Raw genomic sequence first — 12,068 nt, 5'->3', positions numbered from 1 at the left:
GCCATCCTCCCAGAGGATCGTGCGGGATCACGGCAGTTGCGCGACCTGGGCCCTGATGGTTCGCTCGACGACGTCCTCGGCGGGGGCCGGGCCTTCGATGCCGTGCAGCAGGCCGTCGACGGCGAGCGAGGCGAGGCCGTGGCTGAGCGCGCAGAGCTGGAGGAACGTGGTCTCGACGTCGCCGGTGATGTCGCCCGCGGCGCGCACGTCGGCGACGAGTGCCCGCAGCCCGTCGAGGGCGGCGATGCGGGCCCCGTCGAGGGTCTCGTCGCCCTGCGCGGGGCGCGGAGTGCGGAACATCGCGTCGTAGTGGGCGGGGTGACGCTGGGCGAAGGCGACGAACTCGAGCGAGTCGGCCACGAGTCGCTCGCGCCCGGGCAGGTGCGCGGCCCGCTCCTGCGCGGCGCAGAGTTCGCGGCCGAGCAGGCTGAGCCCCTCGAGGGCCAGTGCACGGATCATGCCCTCGCGACTGCCGAAGTAGTGGGTCGGCGCGGCGTGCGAGAGCCCGGCGCGGCGTGCGACCTCGCGGAGGCCGACGTTGTTGACCCCGTGTTCGCGAGCGAGTTCCTCCATCGCGCTGAGCAGCGCGGCGCGGCCGGGGGAGGTGCCGGTGGCGACCGTGCTCATGCGCCCTCCTGACGCCCGGGCGATCGGATGCCGCGGGGTACTTGACATTGTAAAGCAATGTGCGTAGCTTTCGGGGCGTACGCACTACTTGACAATGTAAAGGAGTTGATGATGGTCGACCTCACGGCGGCCGACGTCTGGAAGGCGATCGGCGCGACGAACTTCATGGTCCTCGGGATGGTCTCGGCGAGGGGCGAGGCCCGCACGGCCGGCGTCATGCACGTGGTCGACGACGGCCGGCTCTGGTTCACCACGAACGAACGCGAGTGGAAGGCCCGGCACCTCGCAGTGAATCCCGGCGTCTCGGTCACCGTGCCGATCCCGAGACGCGTCCCCTTCGTCCCGTGGATCAAGGTGCCGGCGGCGACCGTCACCTTCGCGGGGCGGGCCGAGATCGTGCCGGCGTCGGCGCTGCCCGCCCCGGTGCACGACGCGCTCGTGCACGGGCTCGAGCTGAGCGATGGCGAGCGCGGCGCGCTCATCGGCGTCGGGGTGCTGCCGACGAGCGACTTCGTTACCTACGGCGTGGGGGTCTCGACCCTCGGCATGCGCGACACCGAGTTCGCACGCGGCCGGGTCGACGCCACGGTCGGGAGCCCGGTCGGGGTCGGCTGAGTGCCGGGGGCGGGCGCGACGATCGGCGTCGCCTCGGTCGGCACCTGCAGCGCCTCCGTCGGCACCGCGATGGCGGAGGTCGGCACGACGGCGATCGCCGCGGTGGGCGGCGCGTCGAAGCGCACCGCGGGCGCCCAGCGGCGTTCGGGATGCCTGGCGAGCCGCATGCCGCGCGACATGACGAGCCAGGCCGCGCCGATGAGTGCCGCGACACCGGCCGCGATCGCGGCGACGCCGAGACCCCAGCGCGGACCCCAGCTGTTGGCGACCGCACCGACGATCGGTGCGCCGATCGGCGTGCCGCCCGACAGGATCGCGAAGTACAGCGCGAGCACGCGGCCGCGGAGCGCGGGCTCGGTGGTCGTCTGCACGTAGCCGTTGGCCGTCGTGAGCATCGTGACCGCGGCGAAGCCGATCAGCACCGTCGAGGCTGCGAAGAGCACGAACGTGGGCATCACGGCCGAGATCGCCGCGGCGACGCCGAAGCCGGCTGCGGCGAGGATGACGACGCGCAGGCGGGCGCGCTCGCGCCGGGCGGCCAGGAGGGCGCCCGCGAGCGAGCCGATCGCGAGGATCGAGTTGAGCAGGCCGTACTCGCCGGCGCCGCGCCCGAACTCGACGGCCATCGTCGAGGAGAAGATCGGGAAGTTCATGCCGAACGCGCCCACGAGGAACACGATGACGAAGACCACGACGAGGTCGGGTCGGCTCCACACGTAGCGGAAGCCCGCGACGAAGGCCCCGCGTTCACGGCTGGCCCGGGGCATCCGCTTGAGCTTCTTGCCCTTGAGCATCGCGAGCGCACCGAGCACGGCGAGGAAGGTGACCGCGTTGATGATGAAGACCCAGCCCGAGCCGACGAGCACGATGAGCACGCCGGCGACGGCGGGGCCGATGAGGCGCGCGGTGTTGAACGAGGCCGAGTTGAGCGCGACCGCGTTCGACATGTCGGAGCTCGACACGAGGTCGGTGACGAAGGTCTGCCGCGCCGGGTTGTCGATCGCGTTCACGATGCCGAGCAGGCCCGCGAAGACGTAGAGGTGCCAGAGCTCGGCGTGGCCGAAGATGAGCAGCAGGCCGAGGGCGAGGCCGAGCAGCATCAGCGCCGTCTGCGTGCACATGAGGATCTTGCGGCGATCGAAGCGGTCGGCGATGAGGCCCGTGATCGGCACGAGCAGCAGCTGCGGGGCGAACTGCAGCGCCATCGTGACCCCGACGGCGAGCGCGTCGTTGGCGGTGAGTTCGGTGAGCACCACCCAGTTCTGGGCGGTCGCCTGCATCCAGGCGCCGACGTTCGAGACGAGGGCGCCGATGAACCAGATTCGATAGTTGACGTGGCTGAGGGAGCGGAACATGGCACTCACTGGTCGAGGAGCCTCCCGAGGATCGTGGTGGCGCGCGCGAGGATCTCGCGGTCGGCGGGATCGAGGGCGGCGTACCGCTTGGCGATCCACGCGTCGCGGCGCTTGCGGGTCTCGCGGACGACCGTGTCGCCCGCCTCGGTCACCTCGACGAGCACCTTGCGGCGGTCGTCGTCGTCGGTGCGGCGCGTGACGTAGCCGGCGTCGACGAGGCAGTTGACCGTGCGGTTCATGCTGGGCGCGGTGACCCGCTCGAGCTCGGCGAGGCGACCGATCGTGAGCGGGCCTTCGCTGTGGATCCAGCCGAGGGTCGAGAACTGCGAGGCGCTGATCTCGGTGTCGCTGCGCTGCTGTCGCAGCCGCCGCGAGAGGCGCATCACCGCGATGCGGAGTTCGGTCGACTGCTCGGCCAGGCTGCGCCGCCGAGGGGATGCTGCGGCTGGGGGCCGCGCGGGCGCGGTCGTGGTCGTGGCATCCGTCATGATGCTTAGTCTAACAAATTAGTGTGGCTAAGTATTTCGCACGCCCTTCCGGGGCTGAGCCGCTGCTGGGCTCCGCACGACGAGGGGCCCGCGCGATGATCGCGCGGGCCCCTCGGAGGCGCGGAGGCCTCAGTCGCAGACGAACTTCGCGTCGCCCCACACGCCGTGGGCGCCGTTGATGCTGCCGGGCGCCTCGACGATCAGGTCGACGTACTGCACGCCCTCGAGGTCGACGTTCACCTTCTCGGGCGCGAACCCGGGAGTGAAGGTGCGCGACTGGTAGCGGTTGTCACCGTCGGCGTCGACCTTGAAGATGACGTTGCCGGCGAACTTCGCCTCGAGCCCCACGTCCGCGGTGAAGGCGCTGCACGCCCCGCCCACGTAGTACGTGATCTTCGAGAGCGCGTGCACCCCGAGCCCCTTCGCGTACGTCGGGTTCGCCCCGGTCGCCGGGTCGACGTAGTTGATCGCGAGCGGCACGTCGGGCGAGTTCGCGGCGTCCTTGTTGGCCACGTTCTTGCCGATCACGCCCCAGCCGTTCGTGGCGTTCAGCCACTGCAGCTCCGAGGCGAAGACCGTGCCCGACGGCGGCGTCGGCAGCGGCTGGTCGACGACCTTCCAGTCGAAGATCTTCATGCGCGACTCGGTCGGCAGCACGACGTAGGCGAGCTCCTTCGCGGGGTTCAGCCGCAGCACGTTCGAGTACACCTGGTACTTGCCCGTCGGGTACTCGTACACGTTCGGGTTCGTCGCGCTGTTGCGCCCGAGCGAGGTGATCGCGACCGTCGACCCCTGCAGGCCCGATGCCTGCAGCAGCCAGTTCGGGAAGTACACGCTCTGCTTCGCGACGCTGCCGTCGGCGTAGTGCAGTTCGAGCTCGGGGTTCACGCCGCCGCCGGTCGCCGCCGAGGCGAGGACGGCCAGGTGCGTGCCCTTGCCCGAGAGCGCGATGGTCTGCCCCGCCGGCGAGACCGAGTCGGCCGCGCCCGAGGGGGCGGGCCAGGTGTACTCGATCGCCGCGTCGCCGGTGCCGACGGTGACCGTCGAGCCGGGCGTGACGCCCGCGCGGGCGAGCGCCTCGGCCGAGAAGCTCGCGCCGCCGCCGTCGAAGTTCGCCGCCTTCGCCGTTGCGATCTCGCTGATCGCGTCGGCGTTGTAGGCGCCCGCGAGCGAGCCGTAGGCGACGTAGAGCTGGTTCGCCCCCGACACCGTGTTCGGCTGGCCCTTCGAGGCGTACGACGCCTCGACGGCGACCGTCTGCAGGTCGGCCGCCGCGGCATCCGTGACCTCGAAGACGAACTCGGCGCTCGCGGTGCCGTCCTTCTTCACCGTGCCGGCCTGCTCGCCGCTCGAGGAGACGAGGCTCCAGCCCTCGGGTGCGAGCGGAGTGAGCACGACGTCGTCCTTCGCCTTCGCGCCCGTGTTGGTGAAGGTCGCGGTGACGGTCGTCTCGTCGCCCTGGAAGACGCGGTCGACGAGGTCGACGGCGACGGATGCCGCGGCGACCTCCACGTCCTGCCCGCCGACGCCGCTCGTGTCGGTGAGGGTGAGGCGCACCGACTCGTTCGAGTCGACCGCGCCGGTCGAGATCACGACGACCCCGCCGGTCTGCTCGGCGAGATAGGTCCAGCCGGGCTGCTCGTCGAGCTCGGCGACGTCGTCGACGCGCGGCAGCGTGCTGCTGCCGAGCTTCACGATCTTCGGCTCCGAACCGGTGTGCGCCTCGACGCGGTAGGGCCGCGACTCGGCCTTGCCGTCGTAGTCGCCGTCGCGCTCACCGATCTCGATGTGCACGGTGCCCTTCTTGCCGGCCTTCGGGGCGTCGATGGTGAAGCGCTGGATGCTCGACTCGCCGTCGGCGTAGGCGCGGGTCACCTGGTCGTCCTCGTAGAGCGCGAACTCGCTCTCGCCCTGCGGGTAGACCGAGAGCGTGATGGGCGAGTCCTCGGGCACGAGCGAGGCGTTGCGCGCCACGACCCCCTGCGGCACCACGGCGCCGGCGCGCACGAAGATCGGCAGCTTGTCGAGCGGTGCGGGATGGCCGTTGAGCACCTGGCCGCCCTCGTAGAGCCGGCCGGTCCAGTAGTCGACCCACTGCTCGCCCGCGGGCAGGTAGATGCCGTTGCGCACGGTCGTCTTCGTGTACACCGGGGCGACGAGGTAGTCGCCGCCGAGCAGGAACTCGTTGTTCGCCTCGACGCTGTACGCGCCGGGGTCGTTCGGGTACTCGAGTGCGAGCGAGCGCATCATCGGCAGGCCGCTTCGGTGCGACTCGGCCGCGAGCGAGTAGATGTAGGGCATGAGCTGCTGACGCAGCTGCAGATACGAGCGGTTGATCGCCGTCGCCTGCTCGCCGTAGAGCCAGGGCCGCTTGTCGACCGGCGCCCAGCCGCTCATCGAGTAGAGCGCGGGCGCGAAGGCCTTCCACTGCAGGTCGCGCACGTAGCTCTCGGCGGAGCCGCCGAAGATGCCGTCGACGTCGCCCGTGGTGAAGGGCATGCCCGAGTTGCCGGCGCCGGTGAGCGCCGAGACCTGCCAGCGCACGGCGTCGAGGTTGCCCGTGTGGTCGCCCGTCCACTGCATGCCGCAGCGCTGCGAGCCCGCCCAGCCCTCGACCATGAGCGAGGTGCCGCGGGCGTCGGAGTACTGCTCGATCCCGCCGTGGGCGGCTTCGCAGCCGGTGAGCGCGAGGCGGTAGCCGGCGCCGACCCACGCGACGTCGAGCTTGCGCAGGCGCACGCCGGCCTCGCCGACCTCGTACTCCTGCTGCGTCAGCGAGCGCTGGGTCCAGAGGCCGGTCTTCAGCCCGGTCTCCTCCTCGATCGCGTCGACGGTCTCGGGAAGCTCCTGGTACTCGCACCCGTAGCCGTCGTTCACGAGCATCCAGCCCGCGGGCATGTCGTTCTCGACGAAGTCCTTCGCGATCTCGAGCGCCTGCGGCGTGCGGAGCTTCGCCGGGTCCTTCGATCCCGAGTAGGTGGGGCTCGAGCGGTTGTAGCAGTCGGCATCGCCGTACTCGAGTGCGTAGACGGGCGGCATCATGGGCCGGCCCGTGAGCTTCGTGTACCCGTCGAGCGCGTCGGTGTAGTCGCCGACGAAGTAGTACGCGTCGAAGCGCTGCTCGGCGTGGGTCGTGGTGCCACCGGCGAAGTCGTAGCTGCCGGCGGCGAAGGTGTTGCGGAGCACGCCGTAGCCGTTGGACGACATGTAGTACGGCACCGCGTTCGGATAGCCGTCGTCGTCCCAGTCGTAGCTGCGGGCGACGTTGATGGTCGCACCCGTGTGGATCGACCGACCGTTCTGCATGCCGCCGCCGAGGAACTGCTCGCCGTCGACCGCGGCCAGGTGCTGGGTGGTCGATGCGCCGCCGAAGGTGAGGGGCTCGGACTCGGCCCAGACGAGCGAGCCGTCGGCGCGCTTCAGCGTCGCGGCACCGGTCGCGCGGTCGATCTCGAGCGAGACCTGCTCGGTCGCGATGGTGATCGTGTCGCCATCGGCGACCTCCACGGATGCCCCGTCGAAGTCCTCGGTGCCCACGACGATGTTCGCCGTGCGCGCCGGGTCGTTCTGCGGGGCGTTCGCCGGGTCGGTGAACTCGCCGGTCGGGGTCGCCTCGAGCCGGAGGGTGCGCTCGTCGAGGAAGGTGGCGCGGATGGCGCCGTGCTCGGCCTCGAGGGTGACGCTCGCCCCGTCCTTCGTGACCTCGGTGACGGCGCCGAGAGGCTCGCCCCGGTCGTCGACGGGGACTTCGGGGTTCACCTTCTTCGGCGTGATGGGGGAGGGCTCGGACGCGGCGGCCGCGGCCGGCTCGGGCTGGGTGCCGACCGTGAAGGCGACGGCGCTGAATCCGGTCATCGCGACGAGCGCCGCGAGGCCGAGGGCGGTGGTGCGCCGCGGTCGACCCGCGGCGCGTGTTCCAGGTTGCTGCATCATTGCTCGCATTCTCGGAATTGACGGTTTGTGACGTTTTGACACGCTAAACGTTCAAATAAGATCACTCCGGAATCACCCCCGTCAAGGGGTCATCGCGGTTCAGGACGAACGGCCTGCCACAATGACCTCATGCCGACCTTCACCGACGCGAACGGGGTCCGAGTCCACTACGAGTCGTGGCGCGTTGCTGAGCCGCATGCCGTGATCCAGCTCGCGCACGGCGTCGGCGAGCACATCGGGCGGTACGCCGAACTCGTCGAGGCGCTGAACGCCGCCGGCTACTCGGTCTGGGCCGACGATCACCGCGGGCACGGCAAGACGGGGTTCGAGCAGCACGGCGGCGATCTCACCCGCATGGGCCGGCTCGGGCCCGGCGGGCTGCGCGCCACGGTCGACGCCGTCGAGCGGTTCACCGAGGTGATCCGCGCCGAAGAGGGGCCGGACGTGCCCCTCGTCTACCTGGGTCACTCGTGGGGGTCGCTCATCGGGCAGATCATCATGAACCGCTCGGCCGAGAACTACGACGCCTTCGTGCTCACCGGCACGGCGTACCGCACCCTCCTCCACATGAACGGCGGTGACCTCAACGCGCGCTTCCGCAAGCTCGGGCCGACGCCGGTCGAGTGGCTGAGCCGCGACCCCGCGGTCGCGCCGGCGTTCATGGCCGACCCGTACACGACCGCCGAATCCGTGCGGAAGCTGTTCGGCCTCGTCGACGCGTCCCGATTGCTCGGCCGCCCGGCGAAGGGGCTCCCGGCCGAGCTTCCGCTGCTCATCATGATCGGCTCAGACGACGCGCTCGGCGGTGAGCGCAGCGTGCGCCTCCTCGCCGAACGCTACGTGACGCGCTCGGGGCTCACCGATGTCGAGGTCGTCGTCTACGAGGGCGCCCGCCACGAGATCTTCAACGAGACGAATCGTGACGAGGTGCGCGCCGATCTCGTGCGTTGGCTCGACGAGCGGTTCGCGGTCGACTGAGCGCCGCCGAGTCGGCTCAGGCGACGAGCGTCCAGACGATGATCGCGGCGACGACGAGAAGCACGACGGCGAGGCCGATCGCCGCGCGGCCGATGCGTCGGCGGCTCACGCTGCCCGGCTTCAGCGAGTCGTGCGAGAGCCGGTCGAGGTTCGGCGCGACCGCCTGATACGGCGGGTCCGCAGTGGCGCTCGGGGGCTGCCTCCGGTCGTCTTCGTCCATCTGCGCAGTCTACGTCGCCCGGGTCACGCGGCCGAGGATATGGCCGTAGTTGATCGAATGATCACGCTTCTTGCTCGTAAGTGATCGTTCCGGGCTCGCTATTGACACCCTCGCTCATATCTCGCTAGTTTTCGAGGAAACCCGGGACCACCTGACCGCCGAAGCTCAAGGAGGACACCGATGTCCACACGGCCCCGCGCCGCCGCGCTCGCCGCCACCGTCGCGGTGGGCGCACTCGCGCTCATCGCCGCACCGATCCCCGCCAATGCCGCGGGCACCGCCGGAGACGACGCCCGTGCGGAGATCGCGCTCATCCCCGCACCGTCCGAGCTCGTCCCCGGCGCCGGCGCGCCCGTCGAGCTCGGCCCCGGCAGCGTCATCAAGATCCACCCCCGCGACGACGGCGCCGCCGAGGTCGGCGAAGGCCTCGCCGAGCTGCTCCGGGATGCCACGGGCTACGCGATCCCCGTCGGGCAGCGCGCGGCCGGGGCATCCCAGGACGCCACCATCGTGCTGTCGACCCGCGGTGACGCCGACCTCGGCGACGAGGGCTACCGGCTCGAGGCCGAGGGCACTCGCATCTCGATCGAGGCGCAGAGCGCCGAAGGGCTCTTCCGCGGCGCGACCACGTTGCGGCAGTTGCTGCCCGACGAGGTCGAGTCCGCCGACTCCTCCGGAGTCGACTGGACGGGTCCCTCGGTCAGTATCGACGATGCGCCGCGCTACGACTACCGCGGCGCGATGCTCGACGTCGGCCGGCGCTTCTACCCCGTCGACGACGTCAAGCGCTTCATCGACCAGATGGCGCTCTACAAGTACAACGCGCTCCACCTGCACCTGACCGACGACCAGGGCTGGCGGCTCACCGTCGACGCGCGACCCGAGCTGACGCAGATCGGCGCGTCGACCCAGAGCGGCTGGAAGCCAGGCACCGGCGGGCCCTGGTTCTACACGAAGGCCGACTACAAGGAGATCGTCGACTACGCAGCCGAGCACTTCATCGAGGTCGTTCCCGAGATCGACGGGCCGAGTCACGCGATGGCGGCCAAGGCCTCGATCCCCGAGATCAACTGCGACGGCAAGGCCGTGGCGCCGTACTCGGGCTTCGACGTCGGCCTGCCGACCATCTGCCTCACGCCCGAGCGCCGCGAGGAGGTTCGCGCATACCTCGACGACGTCTTCACCGAGGCCGCGCAGCAGAGCTCGTCGGACATCGTGCACATCGGCGGCGACGAGGTGCCTGCGACCACCCAGGAGCAGATGGACTGGTACGTGCAGACCTCCGCCGAGATCCTCGCCGAGCAGGGCAAGCGGGTCATGGGCTGGCACCAGATCGGCGCCTCGCCGCTGCCGCCCGGCGCGCTCATGCAGTGGTGGGCCGACGCCGGCGACCAGGCCTCGATCGGCACGCCGAACGAGCGCCCCGACGTCCGCGAGCTCCGCAATGCGCTCGCGCAGGGCGCGCAGGTCATCGCGTCGCCCGCCGACCGGGCCTATCTCGACATGAAGTACGACGCGACCGTGCCGTACGGGCTCAGCTGGGCCGGGCTCGTCGACCTCGAACGCGCCTACGACTGGGATCCGATCTCGGTGACCTCGAGCCCCGACGGCACCGTCTCGCTCGCCACCGAGGAGCAGATCGCGGGCGTCGAGGCGGCGCTCTGGGCCGACCGCGCGTACTTCGGCTCGACGAAGCTGCCGACGTCGCTCGACCAGTTCATCCCGGTCGCGCAGTACGCGGACTTCACGAGCTTCCCGCGCATGCCCGCGATCGCCGAGGTCGGCTGGTCGGCGCCCGAGGTGCGCTCGTTCGACGACTTCGAGCGGCGCATCGTCGAGCATGCCGACCGCTGGGACGAGATGGGGATCGGCTACTACCGGGCGCCCGACGTGCCCTGGAAGGAGTAGGGCTCGAGCTCGTCCGACGAGGCGTCACCGGATCTTCGGTGGCGCCTCGTCGCGTGCGCCGGCGCTGCGCTGCTACAGCCCGGCGTGCCAGGGCGGCACGTCGTAGCCGAGCAAGCGGATGCGGGGATGGTGCGCCGCGCGCGACTCGGTCGCCCACGGGTAGACGATCGTGGTCACGTTGCAGTTGCCGAGCACGGGAAGCAGGTCGCGGTAGCCGTCGGGGTCCATTCCCGCGAGCTCGCAGAACAGCAGCCTGATGAGCGTCGCGTGCGCGACGATGAGCACCCGGCCGTCGGGGAACTCGTCGGCGAGTTCGTCGAACACGGGGAGCGCACGGGCGATGCCGGCGCGGCCGGTCTCGCCGCCGGGGAAGGGGTTCGACGCCGGCGCCTCGCAGAACGCCGCCCATTCCGCGGGATGGCGCGCGGTGAGCTCGTCGGGCGTGAGTCCTTCGGCGTCGCCGAAGTCGATCTCGACGAGCCGCGCGTCGGTGCGCAGCGGCAACCCGGTCGTCTCGGACGACGGCGCCGCCGACCGCTGCGCGCGGCTGAGCGGCGAGGAGATGATCGCGTCGAGTCGGGCGTCGACCGCCCAGGCGCCGAGCGCGGCGGCCTGTCCGAGGCCGTGCCGCGTGAGCGGCACGTCGGAATTGCCCGCGTAGCGGTGTTCGGCGTGCCAGACCGTCTCGCCGTGCCGGGCCAGGAAGAACGTCGTCATGCCGCCAGCGTACGCAGCGGGTCGACGTACGGGAACGACCACGGCCACGTCGCAGCCGTCCGCCGACGCCCGATTGCCCGCGACGGACGGGACGGATCCGTAGGCTGTACCGCATGCACGGTGAATACAAGGTGCCCGGCGGCAAGCTCGTGATCGTCGACTTCGACGTCGAGGGCGGGGCTCTCCGCAACGTCCGCGTCGCGGGCGACTTCTTCCTCGAGCCCGACGAAGCCCTCGACGACCTCAACGCGGCGCTCGACGGGTTGCCCGCGGCATCCGATGCGAAGCAGATCGCGGCCGCGATCACCGCCGGTCTCCGCAGCGACGCCGTGATGCTCGGCTTCTCGGCCGATGCGATCGCGGTCGCGGTGCGCCGCGCGCTCACCGAGGCGACGAGCTGGTCCGACTACGACTGGGAGATCGTGCACGACGACGCCGTGCCGCCGCGCACCCACCTCGCGCTCGACGAGGTGCTCGCCTCACGCGTGGGGGAGGGGCGGCGCAAGCCGACCCTGCGCTTCTGGGAGTGGGACGAGTCGGCGGTCGTGATCGGCTCGTTCCAGTCGGTGAAGAACGAGGTCGACCCCGAAGGTGCCGAGAAGTACGGCTTCGAGGTCGTCCGACGCATCTCGGGCGGCGGCGCCATGATGATGGAGCGCGGCAACGTCGTCACCTACTCGCTCTACGTGCCGGCCGAGCTCGTGCAGGGCATGAGCTTCGCCGACTCCTACGCCTTCCTCGACGACTGGGTGCTGCAGGGTCTTCGCGCGCTCGGCATCGAGGCGACGTACCAGCCGCTCAACGACATCGCGAGCCCACTCGGCAAGATCGGCGGCGCGGCCCAGAAGCGACTCGGCTCGGGAGGCGTGCTGCACCACGTCACGATGGCGTACGACCTCGACAACGAGAAGATGCTCGAGGTGTTGCGCATCGGCCGCGAGAAGATCAGCGACAAGGGCATCGCGTCGGCCGCGAAGCGGGTCGACCCGCTGCGCTCGCAGACCGGGCTCAGCCGTTCGGCGATCATCGAGAGCCTGAAGCAGACCTTCGCCTCGCTCACCGGGGCGACGGCGGGCACCGTCTCGGCCGACGAGCTCGCCGAGGCCGAGGCGCTCGTCGAAACCAAGTTCGCGACGCGCGAGTGGCTCTACCGGGTGCCGTGATCGCAGCACTCCGTCACTGAGACGCGAGTGGTATCGGCGATACCGGAGGCGCATCAGTGACGTA

10 protein-coding genes are annotated in these 12,068 nt (G+C 70.6%); 4 read left to right on the top strand and 6 right to left on the bottom strand.

Annotation, left to right across the window (positions count from 1 at the left end):
- Positions 1–27: 27 nt before the first annotated feature.
- Positions 28–627 (bottom strand): TetR/AcrR family transcriptional regulator, encoded by a 600-nt coding sequence (locus tag GQQ93_RS17020; protein WP_170296233.1) that lies wholly within the window; start codon positions 625–627, stop codon positions 28–30.
- A gap of 111 nt (positions 628–738) precedes the next feature.
- Here GQQ93_RS17020 and GQQ93_RS17015 point away from each other — a divergent pair, with 111 nt between their 5' ends.
- On the top strand, positions 739–1,242 hold the full coding sequence (locus tag GQQ93_RS17015) for a pyridoxamine 5'-phosphate oxidase family protein (protein WP_170296232.1): 504 nt from the start codon (positions 739–741) through the stop codon (positions 1,240–1,242).
- Here the strand turns inward: GQQ93_RS17015 and GQQ93_RS17010 are convergent.
- The 3 genes from GQQ93_RS17010 to GQQ93_RS17000 form a co-directional block, all read right to left on the bottom strand.
- Positions 1,146–2,597, bottom strand: coding sequence for an MFS transporter (locus tag GQQ93_RS17010; RefSeq protein ID WP_157425423.1), 1,452 nt, complete (start codon positions 2,595–2,597; stop codon positions 1,146–1,148). The two genes, GQQ93_RS17015 and GQQ93_RS17010, sit on opposite strands and share 97 nt — an antisense overlap.
- A gap of 5 nt (positions 2,598–2,602) precedes the next feature.
- Positions 2,603–3,085, bottom strand: coding sequence for a MarR family winged helix-turn-helix transcriptional regulator (locus GQQ93_RS17005; protein WP_157425422.1), 483 nt, complete (start codon positions 3,083–3,085; stop codon positions 2,603–2,605).
- Positions 3,086–3,214: 129 nt separating this feature from the next.
- Positions 3,215–7,018 carry an NPCBM/NEW2 domain-containing protein gene (locus GQQ93_RS17000; RefSeq protein ID WP_246192392.1) on the bottom strand — a complete coding sequence of 1,268 codons (3,804 nt, stop codon included), beginning with the start codon at positions 7,016–7,018 and terminating at the stop codon, positions 3,215–3,217.
- A gap of 129 nt (positions 7,019–7,147) precedes the next feature.
- Between GQQ93_RS17000 and GQQ93_RS16995 the strand changes: the two genes are divergently transcribed.
- Entirely contained in the window at positions 7,148–7,996 is an 849-nt protein-coding gene (locus tag GQQ93_RS16995; protein WP_157425420.1) for an alpha/beta hydrolase, read from the top strand.
- Between the two features lie 16 nt (positions 7,997–8,012).
- Here GQQ93_RS16995 and GQQ93_RS16990 read toward each other — a convergent pair whose 3' ends face one another.
- Entirely contained in the window at positions 8,013–8,216 is a 204-nt protein-coding gene (locus tag GQQ93_RS16990) for a hypothetical protein (RefSeq protein WP_157425419.1), read from the bottom strand.
- A 180-nt stretch (positions 8,217–8,396) separates the two neighbouring features.
- Between GQQ93_RS16990 and GQQ93_RS16985 the strand changes: the two genes are divergently transcribed.
- On the top strand, positions 8,397–10,124 hold the full coding sequence (locus tag GQQ93_RS16985; RefSeq protein ID WP_157425418.1) for a beta-N-acetylhexosaminidase: 1,728 nt from the start codon (positions 8,397–8,399) through the stop codon (positions 10,122–10,124).
- A gap of 72 nt (positions 10,125–10,196) precedes the next feature.
- Here the strand turns inward: GQQ93_RS16985 and GQQ93_RS16980 are convergent, their stop codons facing one another.
- Positions 10,197–10,841, bottom strand: a complete 645-nt coding sequence (locus tag GQQ93_RS16980) for a histidine phosphatase family protein (protein WP_157425417.1) — start codon at positions 10,839–10,841, stop codon at positions 10,197–10,199.
- A gap of 113 nt (positions 10,842–10,954) precedes the next feature.
- On the opposite strand from GQQ93_RS16980, the gene lplAB reads away from it, so the two are divergent.
- Positions 10,955–12,004 (top strand): lipoate-protein ligase LplAB, encoded by a 1,050-nt coding sequence (lplAB, locus tag GQQ93_RS16975; RefSeq protein WP_157425416.1) that lies wholly within the window; start codon positions 10,955–10,957, stop codon positions 12,002–12,004.
- The last annotated feature ends 64 nt before the right edge of the window (positions 12,005–12,068 follow it).

It is taken from the genome of Agromyces lapidis, assembly GCF_009749405.1.
GTDB lineage: Bacteria > Actinomycetota > Actinomycetes > Actinomycetales > Microbacteriaceae > Agromyces > Agromyces lapidis.
This window is presented reverse-complemented; position numbering and strand designations above follow the sequence as displayed.